The sequence below is a fragment of the Curtobacterium sp. 458 genome, from assembly GCF_030406605.1.
GTDB lineage: Bacteria > Actinomycetota > Actinomycetes > Actinomycetales > Microbacteriaceae > Curtobacterium.
In genome coordinates, this window is sequence record NZ_CP129104.1 from 1,730,799 (window position 1) to 1,754,437 (window position 23,639).

A 23,639-nucleotide genomic window follows, 5' to 3' on the forward strand; every position below is an offset into this window, starting at 1 on the left:
GACGATGAGGTTCCCGGGCGTTCCCCGAACGCGCCGATGTACTGCCTTGGCGCTCCCTAAGACCTGTCGGCAGGGGTCCGCGTCAGGCGTAGCGCCGGGCTGCCCGGAGCGCTGCCCCCGTGTACGACCCGCCGAACAGGAAGACGTGCAGCAACAGTGGCGCGAGCTGGTGCAGCTCCACGCGGTCCTGCCAGCCGTCGGCGAGCGGGGACGCCTCGTCGTAGGCCGCGAGGACGGTCTCGAGCCGCGGCAGCCCGAACAGCCCGAGGAGCGCGAGGTCGGTCTCGGCGTGCCCTCCGTGCGGGTTCGCGTCGATGAGCACGGCGCCCGTCGGCGTCGTGCCGTCCACCGGCTGCCCCGGTGTCGGCCAGAGCACGTTCCCCGCCCAGAGGTCACCGTGCAGCCGCGCGGGACCGTCCCCGACGAGCGACGGCTGCGGTGCGCCGAACTCGCCGTCCTCGAGGCGCTCGGCCACCCGCTCGAACACCGCGGCCTCGGCGCCGTCGAACCCGCCCTGGTCGACGATGCGCGACACGTAGTCGCGGATCCGGTACTCGGCGAAGAACTCGCCCCAGGTGTCCGGGGCGTCCGCGGCGGAGACGAACGCAGTCCGTGACCGACCCATCCGCAGCGAGCCCTGCTGCGGGAACCCCGGCGAGGGTGCGCCCCAGTGCGGAGCGCCGGCCGCGTGCGTGTGGGCGAGCGACCGGCCGAAGCGCTCGGCCTGCTCCGTCGTCGGCGCCCCGTCGCTGATCTGCTCGAGGTGCAGGACCCGCGGCTCCGGGTGCGCGAGGACCCGGGCGATCCGGGTGCCGCCGGCGTCCTCGGCCTCGGCGAGCCACTCCAGCCCGGCGGCCTCCGCGGTCGCCTCGTCGGGGTCGGTGAAGGTCTTCACGTAGGTCTCGGCCATCACGCCATCCTGCTCGCGGCCGCTGGTGGTCACCGGACCGCGTCGACGAGCGCCTGTGCGAGCGGGTGCCACGGCCGCGACGACGGTCCGCTCAGCACGAGCGTGCGGGTGAGCCGTCGCTCGAGCGGCAGCATCACGAGGTCGTCCGGCAGCATGCTCCGTCCGAGCGTCGGCACGATCGAGACGCCCTCGCCACGCTGGATCATCCCGAACATCGTGTTCATCTCCCGTACCCGGTGCGCCCACCGGAACGGCTGCCCGTCGAGCTCGTGCAGCCGTTGGATCTGCACCTCGCACCCGCCGCCACCCGCGACGAGGCCGTCCTCGTGCAGGTCGTCGAGCGTGAGCGCCGTCTGGCTCGCGAGCGGGTGGTCCCGGCGGACGACGGCGGCCATCTCGTCCCGCGCGACGACCACGGCACCGGTCGGCACCGGCGCGGGGTCGACGAGCACCGCGGCGTCGACGGTGCCGCCCTCGAGCCACTCCGGCATCTCCTCGTCGTCGCCCTCGTACACCTGCACGTCGACGTCGGGCAGCGTGACCGCCCAGAGCTCGCGGAGGCGGGGGAGCAGGCCCTGGCACACCGTGGGGACCGCGGCGAGCCGCACGGTGCCGCGCGCCGTGGCGGGGGTGACCACTGCCTCCAGGGCGTCGATCGAGGCGACCGCGCTGCGGGCGTGGGCGAGCAGGCGTTCCCCGAGCGGGGTGGCGGTGGCGGAGCCGCCGCGGTGCACGACGGCACCGCCGACCTCGCGCTCGAGCCCCGCGACCGCGTGGGACACGGCGGACTGTCCGACGCCGAGGGCAGCGGCGGCGCCGGTGAACGATCCGGCGTCGACCGTGGCGGTGAAGGCCCGGAGTTGGGGGATCGAGACGGTCATGCGTCCTCCTCATGGTGGCATGAGGCACATGCGTTCGACACATGTGCGGTGGTGGTCGATGCTAGCCCTCGTGAACGCCCTCCTCTACGTCCTCGTCGCCCTCACCTGGGGTTCGAGCTTCTTCTTCGCGAAGATCGGACTCGAGGGGCTCGCGCCGCAACAGGTCGCCACCGTGCGGACCGTCCTCGGCGCGGTCACCCTCGTCGTCGTGCTGCTCGCGACTCGTCGGAAGTGGCCCCGCGAGCCGCGGGTGTGGGGACACCTGCTCGTCGTGGCGGTGTTCCTCAACGCGGTGCCGTCGTCGCTCATGGCCTGGGCGGAGCAGACGGTGCCGTCCGGCCTCGCGAGCATCTACAACGCGACGACGCCGATCATGACGCTCCTCGCGCTCGCGGTCCTCGTGCCGTCCGAGCGACTCAGCCGCCGACAGCTGGGTGGCATCGTGCTCGGGATCGTCGGGGTGCTCGTCCTCGTCGGACCGTGGGACCTCGTCGGCGACCCGGCGGTGCTCGCCACGGTTCCCGGTCAGGTGGCGCTGCTCGGCATGACCGCGTCGTACGGCATCGGCCTCGCGTGGCTGCGCCGGTTCGGCGTCGGCAGCGGGCAGGACCCGACGACCGTCGCCACGGTGCAGCTCGCGCTCGCGGCAGTCCTCATGCTGCTGGTCGCGCCCGTCATCGCCACCGGTCCGGTGCGGCTGGACTGGAGGATCGTGGCCTCGATGGTCGCGCTCGGCGCGGTCGGCACGGGGCTGGCCTACGCCTGGAACACGCGGCTGGTCGGGGCGTGGGGCGCGGGACGTGCGTCCACGGTGACGTACCTGACGCCGGTCGTCGGGGTCGCCCTCGGCGTCCTCGTGCTCGGTGAGCCGCTGCGCTGGAACGAACCGGTGGGAGGGCTCGTGGTCCTGCTCGGCATCGCGCTCGCGTCCGGTGTGCTGCGCCGCCGCCACCCCGACGCGACGCGCAGTCGACCGTCGGTACGCTCGGCCGGGTGAGCCACCCCTCGACCGCGCGGCTGCTGTTCGCGTCGTCGCACCCCGGCCCGACCGTCACCGTGACGGTCCTCGCGACGGTCGTCGCCGCGGCCGTCGGGCACCCGGTGTGGCTGGTCGTGCTCGTCGCACTCGCGGTCGTCGCCGGGCAGCTGTCGATCGGCCTCGCCAACGACTGGATCGACGCCGACCGTGACCGCGCGGTCGGGCGGACGGACAAGCCCGTCGCCGGAGGCCTGATCGCCGTCGGGACCGTCCGGACGGCGGCGTTCGCCACGGCCGGCGTGGCCGTCGTGCTGTCGGTGCTGCTCGGCCCGGTCGCGGCCGTCGCCCACGTCGTCCTCGTCGCTGCGGGCTGGGCGTACGACGCGTGGCTCAAGCGCACCGTCTGGTCCGTCGTGCCGTTCGTCGTCGCGTTCGGCCTGCTGCCCGTCGTCGCCGTGTCGGCCGGCGGTGGCGGTGCCTGGCCGGCGTGGTGGGCGATCGCGACCGGTGCGGTGTTCGGCGTCGCGATCCACTGCACGAACGTCCTGCCGGACCTGCTCGACGACGCGGCGACCGGGGTCCGGGGCTTCCCGCACCGCCTCGGGCTGCGCGGTGCGGGCGTGCTGGCGTTCGGTGCGCTCGTCGTCGCGGCGCTGCTGGTGCTCGGCGGGCGGCTCGGCGGGGCCGGTGCCGCGGGCGGGGGTGCTGCCGTGCTGGCGGTCGTCGGGACGGTCGTCGTGGTGGTGTTGGCGGTGGTCGGCGTGCGGCTCGTGTTCGCCGGTCGGCCGACGCGCGCGCTCTTCCGGCTGGTGATCGCGTCGTCGCTCGTGCTCGTCGTCGAGCTCGCGGTCGCCGGGGCTCGGCTCGTCGCCTGACCGGCCGGGGCGCGGCTGGTCGCCTGACCGGCCGGCGTGCCGCCGGAGCGCGGGCCCCGCTCAGGCCCAGCGCATCGCGTAGAGGCCGGCGAGCGTCGACGCCGTGGGGAGCGCCAACGCCGTGCGCAACAGCGCGTCCCGGCCGCGGGACCCGGCGACCCCGGCGGGGAGTCCGAGCGCCATGTTGACCTCGGCCTGCCGCGCCGCACGCCGGGCAGCGGCTCGGCGACGCCGCGCCCACGCCGTCCGCGCGGTGATCGGCACCGTCGCGCCCGCACCGGCCCGGAGCGCGGTCGCCAGCATCGGCACGAGTGACGTCACGTCGAGCCAGCCGAGGTTCATGCCCTGGCCGCCGATCGGGCTGATCTCGTGCGCCGCGTCGCCCACGAGCACGACCCGACCGATCCCGGTCCGGGTGGCCTCCCGCCGGCGGACACCGAAGTCGCTCGTCATCGTGCAGGTCGACGGGTCCGGGGTCGACCCGGTGCGCTCGGCGACGACGTCGGCGAGACGGGCGGCCGCCGTTCCGGTGGAGTCCGAGCGGTCGGAGCCCTCGCCGGTCACGCCCACGAGCGCCACGTACCGCCGTCGACCACCCGGCAGCGGGAACGACTCGACGACCCCGTCCGGCCCGACGTCGACGAGCGCGGTCGATCGTGCCGACGGGTCCTCGGGGTCGGCGAAGTCGCCCATCACGTAGCGGTGGCGGTAGTCCCGCCCACGGGTCGCGATGCCGAGCAGTTCCCGCACCGTGCTGTGGCCGCCGTCGGCGCCGACGACGAACGCCGCCTCGACCGACCGTGGGCTGCCGTCCGGTCCGGTCCCCTCGGCGAGGACACGTGACCGGTCCTGGTGCAGGCCGGTCAGTGTCGTGCCGGTCCGGAGGGCTCCCGCTGGCAGCCGCCTGCGTGTGAGCGTCTCCGTCCGGTGCTGGTCGAGCGTCGCGACGTACGGGTGCGTGGCCGAGGCGCCCGCGAAGGAGAGCGCACCGAGCTCGCGGCCCCGGCTCCGGGCGACACCGGTGCGGACGAGCACGGCCTCCGACAGGACCGCCCGGTCGAGACCGATCGCTGCGAAGGCGTCGAGCGACGGCGGGTGGATGCCGATGGCCCGGGAGCCGCTCGGCGGGTCGGCACGTCGTTCCCACACCGCGACGTCGATGCCGCGCTCGGCGAGGAGTGCCGCGGCGAAGCAGCCGACGGGGCCGCCGCCGACGACGAGGACGTCGACGCGCTCGGTGGTCACGCTCGGAGCCTACGGACCACGGCCGCCGTCCCCGTGCAGGTGCGCACCCCGGACCGGCTCACCGGGCGGCGGTCGTCGTCCGGGCCTGCTCGCGCAGGGGCTGGGTGCTCGTGTCGTGCAGACCCTTGCCGGTGGTCTCCGGCGCCATCACCTGGGACAGGAGCGCTCCGACGACACAGATCGCGGCGGCGATGAGCATGCACGCACCGATGCCGATGGAGTCGATGCCGATCGGCAGCAGGAAGGTCCCCGCAGCGGCACCGACCCGACTGCACGCGGCCGCGAAGCCGACGCCGGTCGAGCGGACCTCGGTCGGCAGCACCTCGATCGGGTACACCGCGGTGAGGTTCCCCTGCGCCGCGTTCATGAACGAGAACACCGCGAAGCAGAGGACGACGACGACACCCGGTGCCGACCCCCAGAGCCCGACGACGGCGAGGGCGACGGCCATGATCCAGAACGGCGGGATGAGCTGCCGGCGTCGACCGAGCCGCTCGATCGTGAGCATGCCGACGAGCGCACCGATCGCGGCCATGGCGTTGACGATGATCGTCCCGGTCGCCTCGTCGTGCAGCTGCAGCGACTTCAGGACGGTCGGCGCGAAGGTGAAGATCGCGAAGTACGGTGCGACGTTGCACGCCCAGAACAGCGAGATGAAGGCGAGGCGCTGCCGGTTCTCCTTCGCGAACAGCACCCGGTACCCGCCCTCGCGCTGTTCCTCGGCCGCGTACTGCTCGTCGCGGAAGTACGCGTCGCCGCCGAGCCGCTCGGTCACGATCGTCCGGGCCTCCTCCGTCCGTCCGTGCTGGAGCAGCCACCGCGGTGACTCGGGGAAGCCCAGCCGCGCCAGCGCCGTGACGACCGCGGGGAGGGCGCTCGTGACGAGGACCCACCGCCAGCTCAGCCCGGCCCAGTCGATCAGGGCGTAGGCGGTGACGACGGCGACGAGGTACCCGCCGTACCAGCAGACGAGCAGCCCGGAGAGCCGTCGGCCCCGGTCCTTCGACGGTGCGAACTCGGCGAGCATCGCGGCACCGATCGAGTACTCCGCACCGATCGCCATGCCGAGCAGCACGCGCACGACGAAGAGCTGCCAGCCGTCCGCGACGAACGCCTGCAGCAGCCCGAGCACGATGAACAGCAGGACGTCGATCGTGAAGACCCGCTTGCGGCCGAACCGGTCCGTGAGCCACCCGGCGAGTGGCGCTCCGATGAAGATGCCGATCAGCGAGCTCGCGCCGATGAGCCCGGCGAGCACCGGGTCGAGGCCGAGCGCGATCGTGATGGACGGCAGGGCGACGCTGATGACGCCGAGGTCGAAGCCGTCGAGGCCCTCACCCCATGCGCACGCGAACGTCATGCGCCGGAGGAACCCGTTCCGTCCGGCAGGGGTGGCGGTCGTGCCGCGCTGGGTCATGGTCGCTCCTCGAGCGCCGCCACCGTGGCGACGCCCACCGGACCGTAGGCCGGACCCCGCCGCCGGTGTCCCAGGTTGTCCTCCGTGCGGCGCGCTGGCTTCGGCCACCGGATCCACGAACCGCGCGCGTGCCGTTGCAGGGTCTGGTCGCGACCACCACACGGACGGGAGGCCCGTGGCGGCGCCGCCACGGGCCTCCCGCCGGTCGTCTGGTCGCGTGCGACAGCCGCTGCCGGCGCTACGCGGTGGCGTGCTCGCGCGCGGCGCGATCCGCGGCGACGAGACGCTTGGCCTCGCGGAAGCGCTTGCGGGCCTTCTCGACCGGCACCTCGACCGCGTAGGCCGCGCCGACCGCCACGAGGAGCGCCGCACCGACCAGCCACACCTTGCCCCACGCACCGATCGCGAACGTCCCGAGGAGCGCGATCACGAGCGGGTGCCAGAGGTACGCCGAGTACGACACCCGACGGCCGAACCAGGACATCGGCGTCCACGCGAGCACCGCCGACACCGGGGTGCGGACGGAGACGAGTCCGCCGATGAGCACCGCCGACACGAGGCCGGTGACGGGCAGGACCACACCGAACGTCGAGGCGTGCTGCGTCCAGTCTCCGTCGATCCAGAGCAGGACGCCGACGAGGGCGGCCAGCCCGACCCACGTGGCCAGGTGGCCGGCGATGCCCGCGGCGACGCGACGGACGCGCTCGTCGTCGAGCAGCAGCGCGAGCAGGCACCCGGTCGCGAGCGGGACGACGCCGAGCACGGGCGAGAAGTACACGTCCGGGGTCGCGCCGCCGTTGGGCTTCTCGTAGCTGAGGAACGACGCGATCGAGGCGCCGACGATGACCACGCCGAGCCCGGCCATCAGCCACCGGCGACGCGACCGGATCGCGAAGAGCAGCACGAGCACGGGCGGCCAGACGAGGTAGAACTGCTCCTCCATCGACAGGCTCCACGTGTGGGCGAACACGCCCTGCGTGGTGTCCCAGAACGAGCGGAAGAGGTTGCCCGTGTAGCTCAGGGCGATGAACGCGGCCTCGCCGGCGGAGAACGTCGCGCCCTTGTAGTCGCCGACCCAGTTCCAGAGCGCGAGTCCGACGACCACGAAGGCGATGAGTGCCGGGTAGAGCCGCAGCACGCGCTTGCCCCAGAACGAGCCGAGGCGGATGCGGCCGGTCTTCCGGCGCTCGCCGAGCAGCAGCGTCGTGATGAGGAAGCCGGAGAGCACGAAGAACACCGTGACGCCGATGAAGCCGCCGTCGAAGTGCGACACGTGGAGGTGGTAGAGGATCACGGCGAGGATCGCGATCGTGCGCAGCCCGTCGAGCGCGGGCGCACGGGACGTCAACGGCGGCGGGGGAGTCGTGCTGCCGCCCCTGCGTGCGGTGCCGTCGGCGTGCGTGCTGCCGTCGGTCGTGGCCGGTGCGGAGGTGCTGCGGGTCCGCTCCGGCGAGATCGTGGTGGTCGCCACGGTCGCCTCCTGCGAGATCGTTCTGCTGCCCGGACCGACGAGCGGACCGTGACCTGATCGTTACAGGATGCTCGCCCGAGGTAAGAGGAGTCTCAACGAACGGGGTGCACGAGCTCCGTCAGGGCGTCGAGCCGCTCGGCCGCGACGTCCTCGAACGACCGGTCCTCGTCCGGCGCGATCCACTGCTGGAACGTGAGGTGGAACACCGTGACGGCCGTCTCGGCGGCGATCGTCGCGGCGGGCTCGCCCACGCCGCGGTGGCGGAGGAGGGCACCCAGGTGGATCTTCAGGGTCGCGAGCTTGGCGAGCTCCCGTTCCTGCAGGGCCGGGTTCGCCTCGATGATCGCCTGGCGGGCGCGGGAGAACGGCCGCTTCTCGTGGTCGAAGAACGAACCGGCGGCGGTGATCGCGAGGCGGACCAGCTCGAACGGCGCGGTGCCGTCCGGGGACTGCTCGATCGGGTCCGCGAACATCGCGAGGAAGTCGTCCTGCCCGGCGAACAGCACCTCGCGCTTGTCGGCGAAGTGCCGGAAGAAGGTGCGCTCGGTGACCTCGGCCGCCCCGGCGATCTCGGCCACGGTCGTGGCGTCGTAGCCCTGCTCGGCGAAGAGCTGCATCGCCGTCGACTGCAGTCGCTCGCGCGTACCGGGTTGCCATCGGACCATGTCGGCAGTCTACTGATGACAGCGACTGACATCGAGTGCTACCGTGATGTCAGTTCGTGACATCAGCGCCACGGACACCGTGAAGGGAAACGCACATGCACGTGTTCGTCACCGGGGCCTCCGGATGGATCGGCTCCCACACCGTCGACGAGCTGCTCGCCGCTGGACACACCGTCACCGGACTCGCCCGCTCGGACGCCTCCGCCGCCGCGCTCGAGGGGAAGGGTGCCGCGGTGCTCCGCGGGGACCTCGACGACCTCGACGCCCTGCACCGCGGCGCCGGCGACGCCGAGGGGGTCCTCCACCTCGCCAACAAGCACGACTGGGCGGACCCGGTCGCGACGAACGCCGCCGAGCGTGCTGCCGTCGAGACCCTCGCGTCGGCGCTCGTCGGCACCGACCGGCCGCTCGTCGTGGCCTCCGGGGTCGCGGGTCTCGCACAGGGTCGTCCGGCGACCGAGTCGGACGACAACCCGTTCGTCGGCCCGGACAGCATGCGCGGCGGGAGCGAGAACCGCGGCTTCGACTTCGTCGCGCAGGGCGTCCGTGCGATCGCCGCCCGGTTCAGCCCGACCACGCACGGCACCGGCGACCACGGGTTCATCGCGGCGATCGTCGCTGCGGCCCAGCGCACGGGGGTGTCCGGCTACGTCGGGGACGGCACGAACCGGTGGGCCGCCGTGCACGTCACGGACGCGGCCCGGCTCGTCCGGCTCGGACTCGAGCAGGCCCCGGCGGGGACGCGGCTGCACGCCGTCACGGAGTCCGGCATCCCGACGCGGGACATCGCCGAGGCGATCGGGGCCGGACTCGGCCTGCCGGTCACGTCGGTCGACCCGGCGGACGCCGAGGAGCACTTCGGCTTCATCGGCCGCTTCTTCGCGATGGAGATGTCGGCGACCTCGGACGCGACGCGCGAACTGCTCGGGTGGGAGCCGACGGGCGTCGGCCTGCTCGACGACATCGCGGGCGGGGCGTACTTCCCGCTTCGGGGCGCGTAGCGCCCCGCGCCCGGCGGACCACCCGCCGGACGGGAGGCACGGTGCGGGCCCGCACCGCGCCTCCCGTCCGGTGCCGGGTCGCGTCCACGGCGCGCCGTGCGTGCTCCTGCCGCTCGCGCCTGCCGCGTGCCGAGCGGGTTCGACAATGCGAGCGTCGATCGACGCGTGTGTCGTCGCAACATGCACGCGCATCCGATGCGGTCGCAACGAACGACGAAACGCGTGTCGATCGACGCGTGTTCGTCGCGGACGATGAGCGCAGGAGCCCCCGCGCTCCCGGCGCCTACTCGGCCTTCTGCATCTGCCAGGGCTCGGGCTCGCGGTCGCCGTTCGGCCGCACGGGCCGGACGTCGCCGACGATCGGGATCGCGCGCTTCCGCATGAACCACAGGTACCGCACGAAGAAGTGCGACAGCGTCGACAGCCGGTTGCCGTTGCCGAGCAGCGAGGCGATGTGCACCGCGACCCACGCCGCCCACGCCACGGGGCCGACCATCGTGATCCCGCCGCGGAGCTGGGCGACCGCGGCGTTCGTGCCGATCGTGGCCATCGTGCCCTTGTCGAAGTACTTGAAGTGCTCGGTCGGCTTGCCCTCGAGCAGGCGCTTGATCTGCTTCGCGACGTGCTTGCCGCCCTGGAGCGCCGGCTGGGCGAGCTGGGCGAGCGCGTCGTCCTGGGCGGCGATGTCACCGGCGGAGAAGACCCGGTCGACACCCTTGACGCGGAGGTCGTCGTCCACCTGGATCCGGCCGCCGTGGGTCTGCGGCATGCCCCAGCCCGAGACCTCCTTGTGCGCCGCGACGCCGGTGGCCCAGATGACCTGCGAGGCCGGGATGAACTCGCCCTCGGCGGTGACGACGCCGTCCGGACGGACCTCGGCGACGCCCGTGTTGAGCCGCAGCACGACCCCGCGCTTCCGGAGGATCTTCGCCGCGTACCGACGCAGGCGCGGCGCGAACGGCTTGAGGAGCTCGCCGCTGCGGTGCACGAGCGTGATCGAGATGTTGCCGCGCTCGATCTCGGGGTAGGCGCCGACGAGCGCCTGGTCCCGGAGCTCGGCGAGCGCACCGGCCATCTCGACGCCGGTCGCACCACCGCCGACGATCACGATCTTGATCTCGTCCGGGCCCTGGTTCGCGGCGGCTTCCTCGAGCCGGGTGAACAGCTCGTCGCGGATGCGGAGCGCCTGGGACCGGGAGTACATCGAGTAGGCGTACTCGTACGCGCCGGGTGTGCCGAAGTAGCTCGTGTTCACGCCGTTGGCGAGGATCAGCCAGTCGTAGTGCAGGTGCTCGCCGTCGGACATCTCGGCGATCCGCTCGACCGGGTCGATGCCGGTGAGCAGGCCGTGCCGGAACTCGGCGTTCGACTGCTTCGCCCGGAGGCTGCGGAGGAAGTACGTCACGTCGCCGGCGTTCAGGCCGCCGGTCGCCACCTGGTACATGAGGGGCTGGAACATGTTGTAGACGTGGCGGTCGACGAGCGTGACCCGGACGTCGGCGTCCGCGAGCTCCCGCATGGCCGCGATGCCGGCGAAGCCTCCACCGACGATGACGACGTGTGGGCGGGTGTCCTGCGGCATGAGCTCCCTGGTTTCCTCGGACGGCGGATGGTCGCCTCCGAGGGTACGCGCGCTCAGGGCCCTCCGATGACCGGGCGTTCACCACCGACCCGGCCTGGAGGCCCGCCCCGGGTCCGTCAGCCGTCTCGCCGCGTGTAGGTGTTCAGCACGTTCCCCTTGCTCGTCACGGTGCTGTCGACCAGCGTCAGGCGCGTGGGCGGGTCCGTGGGCTCGAAGAGCCGCCGGCCGGGGCCGGCGATCGCCGGGTGGATCATGAGCTGGAGCTCGTCGAGCAGCCCGGCGAAGAGCAGGTGCCGGACGACCGAGATGCTGCCCGTGACCGCGATGTCGCCGCCGTCCTGCTGCTTGAGGTCGCGGACGAAGGCGTCGAGGTCGCCCGTGATGCGCGTGCTGTTCTCCCACGCGAGGTCGTCGCCGAGCGTGGTCGATGCGACGTACTTCGGCATCGGGTTGATCCACTGGCCGAAGGGGTCGTCGGCGTGCGCCGGCCACCACTCCGCCCACTCGAGGTAGCTGTTCCGGCCGAGGAGGACCGTGTCGGTGCGGGACATGAACGCCGTCATGCCCGCGCCGAGCTCGTCGTCGAAGCTGTCGTGCTGGAACTTGTAGGGCTCGTCGACGACGCCGTCGACCGAGGTGAAGAGACCCGAGGTGACCTTCCGCATGCTCGGAGGATAGCGGCGGGGCCGGTCAGCTACCAGACCCGGAGTCGGTGCCGCCCTGGGTGCCGCTGTCACCCTGGGTTCCGCTGTCGCCCTGGGTGCCGCCGGGCTGCTGCCCGGTGCCGCCGCCGTACCCCGGGAAGCCGTTCGTCCCACGGCCGGGGAACTGCGACGTGCCCTGGGACTGCGTCCCGCCGATCGCGTGCCCGATCGCGAAGCCGACGCCGCCGCCGACGAGGAGCGCAGCCACCCCGACCGCCGCCGCGATGACCGGCCAGAACCACGGCGGGCGTGGTTTCGTTCGCCCCTGGGCCTGGGCGTTGCCGTACCAGGGGGTCGGTGTCTGCCGCGCGGTGTCCCACTCGGCGGCGTACGGGTCCGTGCCGGGTGTGCGGGTGTCCGTCGCCGTCTGACCGGCGGTCGGCGCGGCGTCCCACCCGCTCGGTGCGGCTGCAGGTGCTGCGCCCCACCCGTCCGGAGCGGACGGGTACTGCCGGGGCGGTGTCGTCGGGGTGGTGTCGTTCATGGTGACGAGTGCACACCGCCCGGCTATCAACCGGTGATGACGACGCTGACGCTGCACTGTGGACCCGGGCGTAGCGTCGGAGCCGTGCGCGCGAAGGTCGAGACGGTGTCGGTCGACGGGCTGCCCGTGCGGCTCCGGACGCTGGCGCCGGCCGGTCGCCTCCACGACGCCCTGGTCCCGACGGTGCTGCTCGTGCACGGCATCGGCATGTCGCACCGCTCGTTCGCCCGCTCGCAGCAGGCGCTGGCGAGGACGCACCGGACGGTCGCCGTCGACCTCCCGGGCTTCGGCGGGCTGCCACCGGCCGGTCGACGGCTCGACGCCGAGGAGCTGGCCGACCTCGTGGTGCGCGCGGCACGGTCCCGCGGCGCCGGGGAACTCGTCGTGGTCGGGCAGTCGATGGGATCGCAGGTCGCCGTGGAGGCGGGGCTCCGCCACCCGGGTGCGGTGTCGTCGGTCGTGCTCGTCGGACCCGTCGTGGACGATCGTCGACGGACGCTGTTCCACCAGGCCGTGGACCTCGGTCGGGACTCGTTCGCCGAAGGGCCGCGGATGAACGCCATCGTCCTCACCGACTACCTGCGCAGCGTCCGACAGTACGTCCGGGAGCTCGGTCCGATGCTCCGCTACCCGCTGCTCGAGCGGGTCGCCGGCCTCGACGTCCCGGTGCTCGTCGTCCGCGGCGACCGGGACCCGATCGCCCGCCACGCCTGGGCCGCCCGGGTCGCCTCCAACGCCCGCCGCGGCGCGTTCGTCGAACTCCCCGGCGCGCACCACGTGCAGGAGCACCGCCCGGTCGCGTTCGCCGACCTGGTCGCCGAGTTCCGGCGCGTCGAGACCCTGGAGCGCCTCGGATGACCGACCCGACCGCCTCGACGACGCAGGCCGACCCGGACGGGCGATCCGTGCCTCCCGTCGGGCTGCTCACGCGCGCCGCGTGGGCCGCACGCGACTGGCTCTACGCCGCGCGCTGGCAGGTGCGGAGCCTCGGGCCGACCACGGCGGACGACTACCTCGACGGCGACCGGCCGCCCGTCGTGGTCATCCCGGGCGTCTACGAGACGTGGCACTTCATGCGACCGCTGATGGACGCGCTGCACGATCGTGGCCACCCCGTGCATGTGCTGCCCGTCCTCCGGCACAACGTCCGCCCGGTGCCTGCCTCGGCGGAGGAGGTCGTCGCGTACCTCGAGGAACACGACCTGCACGAGGTGCTGCTCGTCGCGCACAGCAAGGGCGGTCTCATCGGCAAGTACGCGATGGCGTCGCTCGACCCTGACCGCCGGATCGACCGGATGGTGGCGGTCTCCACGCCGTTCGGCGGCTCGTCGCTCGCGAGGCTGGCCCCCGTCGCGCACCTCCGGGTGTTCCGCGCCGCGGACCCGGTGCTCGCGGCGATGGGGCGGGAGCTCGCGGTGAACGCGCGGATCACCTCGGTCTACGGGGTGTTCGACACGCTCATACCGGAGGGGTCGGAGCTCGCCGGGGCGACGAACGTGCGGCTGCCGGTCGGCGGGCACTTCCGGATCCTCGGCGATCCCCGCACCCGGGAGGCCGTGCTCGCCGCCACCGACTGAGGCGCGGCCGGCCGGCCGGGCTCGGCCGGGCTCAGCCCGGGCCGAGTCTCGGCTCCGCGGACACCTTCGCGGCGCGACGACCACCGAACTGTCCGCCCAGCCGAGTCTCGGCGCCCGCGCCCGCCCGCGCCCGCCTGGGCCCACCCGCGCCCGCGGTCCGCTCATGCGCCGGGCAGGAAGAGGCAGAACGGGTGCCCGTCCGGGTCGAGCAGCACGCGGACGTCGTCCTGCGGCTGGAACGCTGCCTCGCGGGCGCCCAGTTCCACCGCCCGGGCGACGGCACCGGGCAGGTCCTCCACCTGGAAGTCGACGTGGAGCTGCATGTTCTGCGCGCCGGCCTCGCTCGGCCAGACCGGGGCGACGTACTCCGGGTCGTACTGCACCGACAGTCCAGCGCCGTCGACCGGCCGGACCCGCGCCCACGTCGGGTCGTCCTCGTGCACCGTCCACCCCGTGAGCGCCCCGTAGAAGCGCGCCAGTCGGATCGGCTCGGGGGACTGCACCACCGTGGCCACGAGGGTCGGCATCGTCGCGTCGTCGCTCGTCATGCGGCGGAGCGTACGCGCGTCCTGCCGGGCGTCAGCGCGGGGTGACGCTCGCGCGCTCGACGATCCGGTGCGGCACCACGAACGTCTCCGGCGGCGCCGTCCGGTCGTCGATCCGCCGGGCGAGCAGCCGCAGCGCTGCACCCGCGAGGGTCTTCCGGTCGAACGCCACCGTCGTGAGCGCGGGGATCGCGAACGCCGCCGCCGCGATGTCGTCGAACCCCATCACGCTGACCTGCTCCGGCACCCGGACCCCGCGGGCGGCGAGCACGTGCAGCACGCCGAACGCGATCGAGTCGGTGAACGCGAACACCGCGTCGGGCAGGTCGTTCCGGTCCAGCCACGCACCGAACTCGCGGGCTGCGGTCGCCGTCGACCAGTCGTCGAGCGGCACCCGGAGCCCTGCGTCGACGGGGATGCCTGCCGCGGTCAGCGCATCGCCGTGTCCGCGTTCGCGGAGCTCGCTCGTCGCGGTCGCCCGGACGGCGGCCGCCGCACCGACGATCGCGATCCGCCGGTGACCGGCGCCGAGGAGGAACGCCGTCGCCTCCTCCGCCGCGGCCCGGCTGTCGACGTGCACCTGGTCGACGTGCTCCGGCTCGACCTCGCCGATCACGACGGTCGGCGGGAGTCCCTCGGTCGAGGCCAGCACGCTCGCGCTCAGCGTCACCGGGTTGAGCACGAGCCCGTCGACGAGGTGCGCGCGGGCGCGGGACACGAGGTCCTGCTCGCGTTCGGGGTCGTTGCCCGTCTGGTCGAGCTGCACGACCCAGCCGTGGTCGCGGGCGAGCTCGACGAACCACTCGGTGAGTTCCGCGGCGTAGGGGTTCCGCATCTCCGGCAGGGTGAGCGCGATGACGCCCGACCGGCCGTTCCGCAGCCCGCGGGCCGACAGGTTCGGCACGTACCCGAGCTCGGCGACCGCCTGTTCGACGCGTGCCCGGGTCTCCGGGCGCACGGGGACGCCGCCGTTGACGACGTTGGAGACGGTCTTCGGTGACACCCCGGCGAGGGCGGCCACCTCCCGCACGGTCGCGCGCATCGTCCGAGCGTACCGCCCGGGTCGGCCGTGCACGGGCTGGCCGCGCCAGTGCTGGCCGCGCTACGGCCGCCGCTCGTACCGGTGGACGTGCGTGCGGTACGGCACCCGGACGACGTCGTGCCCAGCCGTGTCCGGGTGGGTGTCGAGGAGCTCCTCGACCGCTCGACGCAGGTCGGCGCGCTCGGCGTCCGGCAGCACGATGACGTAGCTGCGCGACAGGACCATGTCGAGGAACGCCGACCGGTCCTGCTCGTGCACCCACGCGAACACGCGGTGCTCCCGCTCCCCGAAGGGCCCGTCGAGCACCGACTCGTCGTCGTACGACATCCGCTGGGCCTCGGGCCGCGTGATGACGTTGCCGAGCCGCTGCGCCCAGTCCGAGGACTCGTCGCGCACGTTCCAGACGAGGCCGAGGACGCCGCCGGGCCGGAGGACCCGTGCAGCCTCGGTGATGCCGGCGGCCGGGTCGACCCAGTGCCAGGACTGCGCGAAGGTCAGCGCGTCCGCGGACGCGTCCGGCAGCGGGACCACCTCACCGGTGCCGTCCAGCGCGCGGACATCCGGCAGCAGCGTCGCGAGCCGCGCCCGCATCGCCGGGTCCGGTTCGACCGCGACCACCTCGGCGCCGCGGTCGAGCAGCGTCCGGGTGAACTTGCCGGTCCCCGCACCGACGTCGACGAGTCGCCGCGCCGCGTGGGGGACCAACCAGTCGGCCACCGCGGCCGGGTACCCCGGCCGCCCGTGCTCGTAGGCGTCGACCGCGCTGCCGAAGGAGCGCGCGTGCTGCTCGAAGGTCATGTCCCCACCCTGGCACCTGTCGGACGGGAGGGCCCGCCCCGAACCTCCCGTCCGGCACAGGGGCGCGTCCACTGCGTCAGTCCGCGTGCCGGGCGTTCCACGCGCGGAACGGCGCGGTCGGGTCGTCGACGCTGCCCTGCTGGGCGCGCAGCGTGCGCTCCTCGACGGGCTTGGCGTACTCGGCGTAGAAGCCGCCGAGGGTCATCAGGCGGTTGCCGTCCTCGTAGTGCTCGCCCTCCTGTTCCCGTGTCGCGGCGTACACGACCCGGTCGGGCTGCGCGTAGTAGAGCGCACCGAGGCACATCGGGCACGGGTACGCCGTCACGAAGACGTCGTACCCGCCGAGGTCCGTGATGCCCTGTTCGGCGGCAGCACGGATCGCGCGGATCTCGGCGTGCGCCGTCGGGTCGCCGGTCTGGGCGACGTGGTTGACGGCCTCGACGACGACCTCGCCGTCGCGGACGATCAGGCAGGCGAATGGCTTGCCGCCGTCGGCGACGTTGTCGAGCGCGCGGGAGACCGCCAGTGCCGTGAAGTCGGTCGGCGGGGTCGGTTCGTCGTGGTGCATCGGCCCACCGTCCTCTCTGCGGCTGCCCGGGCGGTGGGCGGCGTCGTACCCCGGGGCGTCGGGCGGGTCGCAGTCGGCGGCGGTTCACTGGCCGGCATGACCGACCGGCCATTCACCCCTGCGCTCGCCACGTTCTTCCGCGGGCTCGCCGAGCACAACGACAAGTCCTGGTTCGAGGACCACCGGGAGGACTGGGAGCGGCACGTCGAGGCACCGATGGAGGCCCTGCTCGACGAGGCCGAGCGACGCTACGGGCCCGGTCGGGTGCTCCGGCAGCACCGGGACCTCCGGTTCACGCCGGACAAGCGGCCCTACCGGGAGGACACCGGGCTCACCGCGGGCGGGGTCTACCTCAGCGCCGGTGCCGACGGCATCCAGGCGGGTGGCGGGCTGTACACCCCGTCGCGCGCGCAGCTCGACGCCGCCCGCACCGCGATCGACGAGCACCCCCAGGCCGCTGCGGCGCTGCAGCGGGTGCTGGACGACCTCACCGACGCCGGGTTCGAGCTCGCCGGGCCGCCACTCAAGACCGCACCGCGAGGGTACGACGCCGACCACCCGCGCATCGAGCTCCTCCGGATGCAGCACTACGCCGCGCTCCGGCACCTACCGTTGACCAGCCCGCTGTCCGACGTCGTCGATGCATGGGAGCGGGTGCAGCCCCTCGTTCGGTGGACCGTGAAGTGGGCACGGGCCGTGGACCCCGACGCCGCCGACGACCCGGCGCCGCCCGTGCCGGGAGCGCGGTCGATCGACGAGCGGGCCTGAGCGGCTGCGGGCTCCGGCGCTGGTCGTGCGGTCTCGCCCGGTGTGCGCTGCGTCAGCCGCGGAGCCCGCCGGCCTCCGCGAAGGTCGTCTGCAACTCGGCGAACAGCCGTGACCCGTGGAACCCGTCGACCGCCGCGTGGTGCACCTGCACTGCGATCGGCATCATGGTCCGGCCCTCGACGTGCCGGTAGCGCCCGATCGTGAACACCGGGAGCAGGTGGTCGAAGCCCTCCTTCACGTGCAGCGCGAACCCGGTGAAGGACGTCCCGGGCAGCGTCGACACGTCGAACACGTTCCGGGGGCGGTCGGGCTGCGGGAACATCCGGTGGTCGTCCCGGTAGCGCTCCATCGTCGACACGGCCGCCGCGTGGAACCGTGCCGGGTCCTCGTCGAACGGGACGAACAGCACCGAGAACGTCTCCGTGTCGGGGTGGAACACCGTGAACATCGGGTGCACCACGTCCCATACCGCCGGCGAGCCGTCCTCCTGGAGCTGCATCCGGAACTCCTCGTGGCGGTTCACCACGGACGCGACCGCCCACAGCTGTGAGGCGTAGGTGCGACGGTCGGTACGCCTGACCGCCTCGGCGAAGTCGGTGACGTCGAGCTCGACGGTCATCTCCCACGTGCACGGCACCCGGTCTCGGTAGTGCTCGAAGTGTTCGCGGCGGGGCCAGGTGGCGAGGTCGACGGGGCGGAGCGCGGTCATGAGAGCCAGTGTGGCCCCGATCCCTAGGGTGGAGCCATGCCGACACTGCAGCGCGTCCCCGCCCTCGTCGCCTCCGGTCAGTTGGCGATCCCGGTCGCCGAGGCGCTCGTCGCACTGCCCGGCGACGTCGTCGGTCGGATCGAGGCGGCGCCGATCGACCCCGACCTGGCGGACACGGCGGCGTTCTCCGAGGCGTACGGCTTCCCGGTGGAGGGCGGCGCGAACTGCATCGTCGTCGCGGGCAGGCGCGGCGAGGACGTCCGGTACGCCGCGTGCATCGTGCTCGCCCACACCCGCCTGGACGTGAACCGCGTCGTCAAGAAGCTCCTCGACGTCCGCAAGGCGAGCTTCGCCCCGATGGACGAGGCCGTCGCGCTGACCGGCATGGAGTACGGCGGCATCACCCCGATCGGCCTCCCGTCGTCGTGGCCGGTGTACGCGGACGCACGGGTGCAGGACGCTCCCGAGGTCGTCATCGGCGCCGGGCTCCGTGGCGCGAAGCTGTTCCTGCCGGGCGCGGTGCTCGCGGGGTTGCCGCACGTGCAGGTCGTCGAGGGACTCGCGACTCCAACGCCCGACGCATGACGGTCCGGTTGCCGATCGTCGTCGACGACCACGTGTCGCTCGTCCTCGCCGACGACTCCGTGGCCGAGGCGTACCGCGACCTCGTGGTGGCGGACCTCGACCACCTCCGGCCGTGGGAGGAACTGGCCCGGCCGGACCTCGCCACCGAGGACGTCCTCGCCTACCTCACCCCAGGACTCACCGGCTGGGCCGAGGGCACCGGGGTCCCCACGGCGATCGTGCTCGACGGGCAGGTCGTCGGCGCACTCGCCGCACGCATCACCCCGGCGACGGCGAAGGCCGAGATCGGCTACTGGCTGGCGTCGAGCGCCGGTGGGCGGGGCGTGATGACCCGCGCGGTCGAGGCCTTCCTCGACGCGCTGTTCGCCGACGGGGTGTTCCGCGTCGAACTCCGGACCGCCGCCGACAACCTGCCGAGCCGCGCGGTCGCGGAGCGGCTCGGGTTCACCCTCGAGGGCACGCTGCGGCAGGCGTACCCGATCGAGGGCGTGCGGCATGACCTGTGCGTGTACGCCCGGCTCGCGACCGACCCGGTCCGGTGAAGCGCACCGCGGCCGGGTCGGTGCGCCCGCTCAGTCGTTCGGTCGGATGAGGCAGAACGGGTGCCTGGCCGGGTCGAGGTACACGCGGAACGTCTCGGTCCCGGATCCCGTCGCCGTCGCGCCGATCGCCAGCACCGCGGTCTCCCCGGCGTCGAGGTCGTCGACCTTCACGTCGAGGTGGCTCTGCTGCGGGACGTCCTGCCCAGGCCACTCCGGCGCGCGGTAGTCGGCGACCTGCTGGAACGCGAGGATGGGCCGGAGGTCGGTGAAGGGGAGCGCGATCTCCGCCCAGTCCTCGTCGAAGGCGACGATCTCGCCGCCGAGGAGGTCCACGTAGAAGCGCGCGAGTGCGCGGGGGTCCGGGCAGTCCAGGACGACGACGTCGAGTGTGCCGATCATGGCCGACACGCTAGCCCCGTCAGCGCGCGGCAGCCAGAGCCTTCGTGATCCGCTGCAACGACACCGTCTCGGCGGTCCCGAGTTCCTGCGCGAACAGGCTCAACCGGAACTCCTCGAGCATCCAGCGTGCGTGGACGAGCTCGGGGTGCGCGCCGACCTCCGGCGGGAAGGTCCCACCGGCGTCGGTGTAGCGGTCGGTGGCGACGGTGACCTCGCGCATCCAGGCCGCGTCGCGCCCGGGGTTCTGCAGGAGCTTCTGCACGCGCGCTTCGACCCCCTGCAGGTAGACGCGGATCCGTCGGAGCCGGTCGAGCCCGGCGACTGCCACGAACCCGGGGAACACGAGCCGTTCGAGCTGCTGCCGCATGTCCGTCAGCGCCCCGAGCAGCGACATGGAGTTCGCCTGCTTGATCGCCCGCTCGGCGTTGCGGTGCGCGGTGAGGACGGCCGCGACCTCGGACACAGCAGTGAACATCGTGTCGACGACGGTGGAGGACACGGCGTCGCAGACCCGCTCGAACGCGGCCTGCTCGAACACGAGACCGTCCGGGTGTGCAGCGCGGATGCCGGCGTCGACGACCGCGGCGAGGACGTCGTCGAAGAGTGCCTGCGTCGAGGAGTACGGCGAGGCGGCGAGGGCGAGCTTCTCCTGCGCGGTGAGGTGCTGCTGGATGTACGACACCGGCGAGGGCACCGCGAGCATGACGAGTCGACGGACACCCGCCGGCATCGCGACCGCGCGGTCGCGCTCGGTGGCGAGCAGCCGCACCGCGACCGTCGCCTTCGGACCGGAGCCCTCCTCGACCAGCGCCGGGTAGGCGCGGATCACCCCGCCGGACTGCTTCGTGTCGAGGACGCGAGGGAGGTCACCGGCGGGCCACGCGGTGAGACCCGACCGCTCGAGGTCGGTACCGGCCTGCGCGACGCGAGCAGCGCCTCCAGGCCGGTTCGCCTTCGCCGTGGCGGAGGCGACGCTCTGCTGGGTCCGGTCCTTCAGCTTCGTCTGCAGGGCCGCGAGGTCCTTACCGGCCTCGACCTTCCGGCCACGCTCGTCGACCACGGCCCAGGTGGGGAGCAGGTGCGGCGGCACGCGGGTCAGGTCGAAGTCCGACTCCGACACGGGCACGTAGGTCATGCGCTGGATGGTCCTGGCCAGCGTCGACCGGAACGACTCGGTCGGCTCCGTCGGTGCGTCGTCGGGGAGCTCGGCGACGATCTTCTCCGCCCAGTCCGCCGCGGGCACGATGTTCTTGCGGATCTGCTTCGGCAGGGACTTGATCAGCGCCGTGACGAGCTCCTTGCGCAGGCCCCGCACCTGCCAGTCGAACCCCTCCTCGCGCATCCGGGGGAGCAGCGCGAGGGGCACCTGGACGCTCACACCGTCGTCCTGCGCGCCCGGCTCGAAGCGGTACTTGATCGCGAGACGCTGGTCGCCCGACCGCCACTGGGTCGGGTACTCCTGTTGGTCCTGCGCGGCTTCCGCCGCGTCCTCGGCCAGGAGGTCCGACCTGCGCATCGTGAGCAGGTCCGGTTGGTCGCGCCTCGCCTTCCGCCACCATCCCTCGAAATCGCGGGTGGTCGCGACGTCTGCGGGGATGCGGGCGTCGTAGAAGTCGACGATCTTCTCGTCGTCGAAGAGGATGTCCCGTCGGCGCGTGCGCTCCTCGAGCTGCTCGAGCTCCTTGCGGAGACGGCGGTTCTCGCGGTCGAAGGCCTGCTGCGAGTCCCACTCGCCCTCGACGAGGGCGTGCCGGATGAACAGCTCACGGGAGTGCTCGGGGTCGACGCGCTTGTACTGCACGCGCCGCCGCTGGACGACGGGGACGCCGAACAGGGTCACGCGCTCGTAGGCGACGACGGCGCCCTGCTTCTTCTCCCAGTGCGGCTCACCGTAGGTGCGCTTGAGGAGGTCACCGGCGAGCGGTTCCACCCACGCGGGGTCGATCTTGCCGACCGTGCGGGCGAAGAGCCGGCTGGTCTCGACGAGCTCGGCGGCCATCACCGCGTCGGGCTGCTTCTTCGCGAGGACGCTGCCCGGGAACACCACGAACCGGGTGTTCCGTGACCCGAGGTAGTCGCGCTTCTCCCGGTCGCGGAGACCGATCTGGCTGAGGAGCCCGGCGAGCAGCGACCGGTGCACGGCGTCGCCGTCCTCGCTGCGGGACTGCCCGACGCGGACGTCGACCTGCTTCGCCGCGCGCGAGAGCTGCCGGTACAGGTCCCGCCACTCGCGGATGCGCAGGTAGTTCAGGAACTCGGCCTTGCACAGTCGCCGGAACGCGCTCGACGACAGCTCGTCCTGCTTGTCCTCGATATGGTTCCAGAGGTTGAGGAGGGTGAGGAAGTCACTCGTCGGGTCGGCGAACCGGGCGTGCAGCTGGTCGGCGTGGGCGCGCTTCTCGAGCGGGCGTTCGCGTGGGTCCTGGATGCTCAGGGCGCTGACGATCGCGATGACCTCGCGGCCGACGCCCTGTCGCCCGGCTTCGAGCACCATCCGGCCGAGCCTCGGGTCGATCGGCAGCCGCGTCAGCTGTCGACCGGCCTTCGTGATCCGCCCGTCACCGTCCACGGCCCGCAGCTCGCGCAGCAGGTCGAGACCGTCCTTCACCCCTCGGGAGTCCGGCGGCTGCAGGAAGGGGAACGACTCGATGTCGCCGAAGCCGAGGGAGATCATCTGCAGGATGACCGCCGCGAGGTTCGTGCGGAGGATCTCCGGATCGGTGAACTCGGCCCGACGCTCGAAGTCCTGCTCCGAGTACAGCCGGACGGCGATGCCCGCGCTCGTGCGACCGGCACGACCCGAGCGCTGGTTCGCGCTCGCCTGGCTGATCGCCTCGATCGGGAGGCGCTGGACCTTGGCGCGCGGCGAGTACCGGGAGATGCGGGCCGTCCCGGTGTCGACGACGTACTTGATGCCGGGCACCGTGAGGCTCGTCTCCGCCACGTTCGTCGCGAGGACGACCCGGCGGCGGACGCCCGGCGTGCTGCGTCGCTCGAAGACCCGGTGCTGGTCGGCGGCGGACAGGCGCCCGTAGAGGGGGAGGACCTCGGTGCCCGGGTACCGCTTGCCCTCGATGGCCTCTTGCGCGTCGCCGATCTCGTTCTCGCCGGAGAGGAACACGAGGACGTCGCCCGGGTCTTCGCGGGCGAGTTCGTCGAGCGCGTCGGTGATGCCCTGGAGGACGTCACGGTCGTCCGGGGTGCGGCCGTTGCCGTTCCCGTGGTCGTCGGTCCGCGGGTCGTCCTCGTCGTCGTCGCTGTCGGCGCCGTCGCCGTCGTCCGCGACGAGCGGGCGGTAGCGGACCTCGACCGGGTACGTCCGGCCGGAAACCTCGATGATCGGGGCGCCACCGAAGTGCTGCGAGAACGACTCGGGGTCGATCGTCGCACTCGTGATGATGACCTTGAGGTCCGGCCGGCGGGGGAGGAGCCGCTTGAGGTAGCCGAGCAGGAAGTCGATCGTCAGGGACCGCTCGTGCGCCTCGTCGATGATGATCGTGTCGTAGCGCTTCAGGTCACGGTCGAAGTGGATCTCGTTGAGGAGGATCCCGTCCGTCATCAGCTTGATCTTCGTGTTCGCGGACACCTTGTCGGTGAAGCGGACCTGGTACCCGACGAGGTCGCCGAGCTCGCCGCCCAGCTCCTCGGACACCCGCTCGGCGATCGTGCGGGCTGCGATCCGGCGGGGCTGGGTGTGCCCGATCGACTCGCGGCCGAGTTCGAGGCAGATCTTCGGCAGCTGGGTGGTCTTGCCGGAGCCCGTCGCACCGGCGACGATCACGACCTGGTGGTCGCGGATCGCGGCAGCGATGTCGTCCCGCCGCTGCGAGACGGGCAGCTCGGGCGGGTACGTGATGACGGGCGTGGCAGACATGAGCATTCCAGGATACCT

Annotated in this window: 24 protein-coding genes; 8 read left to right on the forward strand and 16 right to left on the reverse strand. The window is 72.8% G+C overall.

Translation table 11 applies throughout. From position 1 onward, the window contains the following. Positions 1-82 precede the first annotated feature (82 nt). Both QPJ90_RS08620 and QPJ90_RS08625 read right to left on the reverse strand, forming a co-directional pair. The gene (locus QPJ90_RS08620; RefSeq protein WP_290134010.1) at positions 83-910 is read right to left on the reverse strand and encodes a fructosamine kinase family protein; all 828 of its coding nucleotides are present in this window, start codon (positions 908-910) and stop codon (positions 83-85) included. 29 nt (positions 911-939) lie between these two features. Further along, positions 940-1,791, reverse strand: a complete 852-nt coding sequence (locus QPJ90_RS08625; RefSeq protein WP_290134011.1) for a LysR family transcriptional regulator — start codon at positions 1,789-1,791, stop codon at positions 940-942. A gap of 70 nt (positions 1,792-1,861) precedes the next feature. Between QPJ90_RS08625 and QPJ90_RS08630 the strand changes: the two genes are divergently transcribed. Then, positions 1,862-2,788 carry a DMT family transporter gene (locus QPJ90_RS08630; RefSeq protein ID WP_290134012.1) on the forward strand — a complete coding sequence of 309 codons (927 nt, stop codon included), beginning with the start codon at positions 1,862-1,864 and terminating at the stop codon, positions 2,786-2,788. Further along, entirely contained in the window at positions 2,785-3,645 is an 861-nt protein-coding gene (locus tag QPJ90_RS08635) for a UbiA family prenyltransferase (protein ID WP_290134014.1), read from the forward strand. Before QPJ90_RS08630 ends, QPJ90_RS08635 begins: the two co-directional genes overlap by 4 nt. A 60-nt stretch (positions 3,646-3,705) precedes the next feature. Here the strand turns inward: QPJ90_RS08635 and QPJ90_RS08640 are convergent, their stop codons facing one another. The 4 genes from QPJ90_RS08640 to QPJ90_RS08655 all read right to left on the reverse strand — a co-directional run bounded on the left by QPJ90_RS08640 (position 3,706) and on the right by QPJ90_RS08655 (position 8,443). Continuing rightward, a complete protein-coding gene (locus QPJ90_RS08640) occupies positions 3,706-4,890 on the reverse strand; it encodes an NAD(P)/FAD-dependent oxidoreductase (protein WP_290134015.1) in 1,185 nt (394 codons plus the stop codon). Positions 4,891-4,948: 58 nt separating this feature from the next. After that, the gene (locus QPJ90_RS08645) at positions 4,949-6,307 is read right to left on the reverse strand and encodes an MFS transporter (RefSeq protein WP_290134016.1); all 1,359 of its coding nucleotides are present in this window, start codon (positions 6,305-6,307) and stop codon (positions 4,949-4,951) included. A gap of 238 nt (positions 6,308-6,545) precedes the next feature. Continuing rightward, entirely contained in the window at positions 6,546-7,778 is a 1,233-nt protein-coding gene (locus QPJ90_RS08650; RefSeq protein WP_290134017.1) for an acyltransferase, read from the reverse strand. A gap of 92 nt (positions 7,779-7,870) precedes the next feature. After that, a complete protein-coding gene (locus QPJ90_RS08655; RefSeq protein WP_290134018.1) occupies positions 7,871-8,443 on the reverse strand; it encodes a TetR/AcrR family transcriptional regulator in 573 nt (190 codons plus the stop codon). 95 nt (positions 8,444-8,538) lie between these two features. On the opposite strand from QPJ90_RS08655, the gene QPJ90_RS08660 reads away from it, so the two are divergent. After that, the gene (locus QPJ90_RS08660) at positions 8,539-9,444 is read left to right on the forward strand and encodes an SDR family oxidoreductase (RefSeq protein WP_290134019.1); all 906 of its coding nucleotides are present in this window, start codon (positions 8,539-8,541) and stop codon (positions 9,442-9,444) included. Positions 9,445-9,727: 283 nt separating this feature from the next. Here the strand turns inward: QPJ90_RS08660 and QPJ90_RS08665 are convergent, their stop codons facing one another. The 3 genes from QPJ90_RS08665 to QPJ90_RS08675 form a co-directional block, all read right to left on the reverse strand. Next, the gene (locus tag QPJ90_RS08665; protein ID WP_290134020.1) at positions 9,728-11,026 is read right to left on the reverse strand and encodes an NAD(P)/FAD-dependent oxidoreductase; all 1,299 of its coding nucleotides are present in this window, start codon (positions 11,024-11,026) and stop codon (positions 9,728-9,730) included. Positions 11,027-11,142: 116 nt separating this feature from the next. Then, entirely contained in the window at positions 11,143-11,691 is a 549-nt protein-coding gene (locus tag QPJ90_RS08670; RefSeq protein ID WP_290134021.1) for a dihydrofolate reductase family protein, read from the reverse strand. 25 nt (positions 11,692-11,716) lie between these two features. Next, positions 11,717-12,214 carry a hypothetical protein gene (locus QPJ90_RS08675; RefSeq protein WP_290134023.1) on the reverse strand — a complete coding sequence of 166 codons (498 nt, stop codon included), beginning with the start codon at positions 12,212-12,214 and terminating at the stop codon, positions 11,717-11,719. Positions 12,215-12,298: 84 nt separating this feature from the next. Between QPJ90_RS08675 and QPJ90_RS08680 the strand changes: the two genes are divergently transcribed. Next, positions 12,299-13,072, forward strand: a complete 774-nt coding sequence (locus tag QPJ90_RS08680) for an alpha/beta fold hydrolase (protein WP_290134024.1) — start codon at positions 12,299-12,301, stop codon at positions 13,070-13,072. After that, the gene (locus QPJ90_RS08685; protein WP_290134026.1) at positions 13,069-13,791 is read left to right on the forward strand and encodes an alpha/beta hydrolase; all 723 of its coding nucleotides are present in this window, start codon (positions 13,069-13,071) and stop codon (positions 13,789-13,791) included. Before QPJ90_RS08680 ends, QPJ90_RS08685 begins: the two co-directional genes overlap by 4 nt. Positions 13,792-13,952: 161 nt before the next feature. Here QPJ90_RS08685 and QPJ90_RS08690 read toward each other — a convergent pair whose 3' ends face one another. The 4 genes from QPJ90_RS08690 to QPJ90_RS08705 form a co-directional block, all read right to left on the reverse strand. Beyond that, entirely contained in the window at positions 13,953-14,339 is a 387-nt protein-coding gene (locus QPJ90_RS08690) for a VOC family protein (protein ID WP_290134027.1), read from the reverse strand. 31 nt (positions 14,340-14,370) lie between these two features. Further along, positions 14,371-15,378 (reverse strand): LacI family DNA-binding transcriptional regulator, encoded by a 1,008-nt coding sequence (locus tag QPJ90_RS08695; protein ID WP_290134028.1) that lies wholly within the window; start codon positions 15,376-15,378, stop codon positions 14,371-14,373. A 60-nt stretch (positions 15,379-15,438) separates the two neighbouring features. Beyond that, the gene (locus QPJ90_RS08700; RefSeq protein WP_290134029.1) at positions 15,439-16,176 is read right to left on the reverse strand and encodes a class I SAM-dependent methyltransferase; all 738 of its coding nucleotides are present in this window, start codon (positions 16,174-16,176) and stop codon (positions 15,439-15,441) included. Between the two features lie 76 nt (positions 16,177-16,252). Beyond that, positions 16,253-16,744, reverse strand: coding sequence for a nucleoside deaminase (locus QPJ90_RS08705; RefSeq protein ID WP_290134030.1), 492 nt, complete (start codon positions 16,742-16,744; stop codon positions 16,253-16,255). 96 nt (positions 16,745-16,840) lie between these two features. Here QPJ90_RS08705 and QPJ90_RS08710 point away from each other — a divergent pair, with 96 nt between their 5' ends. Continuing rightward, positions 16,841-17,512 carry a DUF2461 domain-containing protein gene (locus tag QPJ90_RS08710; RefSeq protein ID WP_290134031.1) on the forward strand — a complete coding sequence of 224 codons (672 nt, stop codon included), beginning with the start codon at positions 16,841-16,843 and terminating at the stop codon, positions 17,510-17,512. A 52-nt stretch (positions 17,513-17,564) separates the two neighbouring features. Here the strand turns inward: QPJ90_RS08710 and QPJ90_RS08715 are convergent, their stop codons facing one another. Beyond that, complete coding sequence (locus tag QPJ90_RS08715; protein ID WP_290134032.1) at positions 17,565-18,221, reverse strand: CatA-like O-acetyltransferase; 657 nt, start codon at positions 18,219-18,221, stop codon at positions 17,565-17,567. A 36-nt stretch (positions 18,222-18,257) separates the two neighbouring features. Between QPJ90_RS08715 and QPJ90_RS08720 the strand changes: the two genes are divergently transcribed. Then, entirely contained in the window at positions 18,258-18,806 is a 549-nt protein-coding gene (locus QPJ90_RS08720; protein ID WP_290134034.1) for a YbaK/EbsC family protein, read from the forward strand. After that, a complete protein-coding gene (locus QPJ90_RS08725; RefSeq protein WP_290134036.1) occupies positions 18,803-19,348 on the forward strand; it encodes a GNAT family protein in 546 nt (181 codons plus the stop codon). The genes QPJ90_RS08720 and QPJ90_RS08725 overlap by 4 nt, the downstream gene beginning before the upstream one ends. A 30-nt stretch (positions 19,349-19,378) precedes the next feature. Here the strand turns inward: QPJ90_RS08725 and QPJ90_RS08730 are convergent, their stop codons facing one another. Then, positions 19,379-19,747, reverse strand: a complete 369-nt coding sequence (locus QPJ90_RS08730) for a VOC family protein (RefSeq protein WP_290134037.1) — start codon at positions 19,745-19,747, stop codon at positions 19,379-19,381. Between the two features lie 19 nt (positions 19,748-19,766). After that, entirely contained in the window at positions 19,767-23,621 is a 3,855-nt protein-coding gene (gene hrpA / locus QPJ90_RS08735; protein ID WP_290134038.1) for an ATP-dependent RNA helicase HrpA, read from the reverse strand. Between the last annotated feature and the right edge of the window lie 18 nt (positions 23,622-23,639).

What these genes read in the sequence shown, in the direction of transcription:
- QPJ90_RS08665 (WP_290134020.1), bottom strand. Translation starts at nt 11,026, where the DNA reads ATGCCGCAGGACACCCGCCCACACGTCGTCATCGTCGGTGGAGGCTTC.
- hrpA (WP_290134038.1), bottom strand. Translation starts at nt 23,621, where the DNA reads ATGTCTGCCACGCCCGTCATCACGTACCCGCCCGAGCTGCCCGTCTCG.
- QPJ90_RS08670 (WP_290134021.1), bottom strand. Translation starts at nt 11,691, where the DNA reads ATGCGGAAGGTCACCTCGGGTCTCTTCACCTCGGTCGACGGCGTCGTC.
- QPJ90_RS08720 (WP_290134034.1), top strand. Translation starts at nt 18,258, where the DNA reads ATGCCGACACTGCAGCGCGTCCCCGCCCTCGTCGCCTCCGGTCAGTTG.
- QPJ90_RS08710 (WP_290134031.1), top strand. Translation starts at nt 16,841, where the DNA reads ATGACCGACCGGCCATTCACCCCTGCGCTCGCCACGTTCTTCCGCGGG.
- QPJ90_RS08675 (WP_290134023.1), bottom strand. Translation starts at nt 12,214, where the DNA reads ATGAACGACACCACCCCGACGACACCGCCCCGGCAGTACCCGTCCGCT.
- QPJ90_RS08705 (WP_290134030.1), bottom strand. Translation starts at nt 16,744, where the DNA reads ATGCACCACGACGAACCGACCCCGCCGACCGACTTCACGGCACTGGCG.
- QPJ90_RS08730 (WP_290134037.1), bottom strand. Translation starts at nt 19,747, where the DNA reads ATGATCGGCACACTCGACGTCGTCGTCCTGGACTGCCCGGACCCCCGC.
- QPJ90_RS08645 (WP_290134016.1), bottom strand. Translation starts at nt 6,307, where the DNA reads ATGACCCAGCGCGGCACGACCGCCACCCCTGCCGGACGGAACGGGTTC.
- QPJ90_RS08700 (WP_290134029.1), bottom strand. Translation starts at nt 16,176, where the DNA reads ATGACCTTCGAGCAGCACGCGCGCTCCTTCGGCAGCGCGGTCGACGCC.
- QPJ90_RS08660 (WP_290134019.1), top strand. Translation starts at nt 8,539, where the DNA reads ATGCACGTGTTCGTCACCGGGGCCTCCGGATGGATCGGCTCCCACACC.
- QPJ90_RS08655 (WP_290134018.1), bottom strand. Translation starts at nt 8,443, where the DNA reads ATGGTCCGATGGCAACCCGGTACGCGCGAGCGACTGCAGTCGACGGCG.
- QPJ90_RS08695 (WP_290134028.1), bottom strand. Translation starts at nt 15,378, where the DNA reads ATGCGCGCGACCGTGCGGGAGGTGGCCGCCCTCGCCGGGGTGTCACCG.
- QPJ90_RS08715 (WP_290134032.1), bottom strand. Translation starts at nt 18,221, where the DNA reads ATGACCGCGCTCCGCCCCGTCGACCTCGCCACCTGGCCCCGCCGCGAA.
- QPJ90_RS08690 (WP_290134027.1), bottom strand. Translation starts at nt 14,339, where the DNA reads ATGACGAGCGACGACGCGACGATGCCGACCCTCGTGGCCACGGTGGTG.
- QPJ90_RS08725 (WP_290134036.1), top strand. Translation starts at nt 18,803, where the DNA reads ATGACGGTCCGGTTGCCGATCGTCGTCGACGACCACGTGTCGCTCGTC.
- QPJ90_RS08625 (WP_290134011.1), bottom strand. Translation starts at nt 1,791, where the DNA reads ATGACCGTCTCGATCCCCCAACTCCGGGCCTTCACCGCCACGGTCGAC.
- QPJ90_RS08685 (WP_290134026.1), top strand. Translation starts at nt 13,069, where the DNA reads ATGACCGACCCGACCGCCTCGACGACGCAGGCCGACCCGGACGGGCGA.
- QPJ90_RS08620 (WP_290134010.1), bottom strand. Translation starts at nt 910, where the DNA reads ATGGCCGAGACCTACGTGAAGACCTTCACCGACCCCGACGAGGCGACC.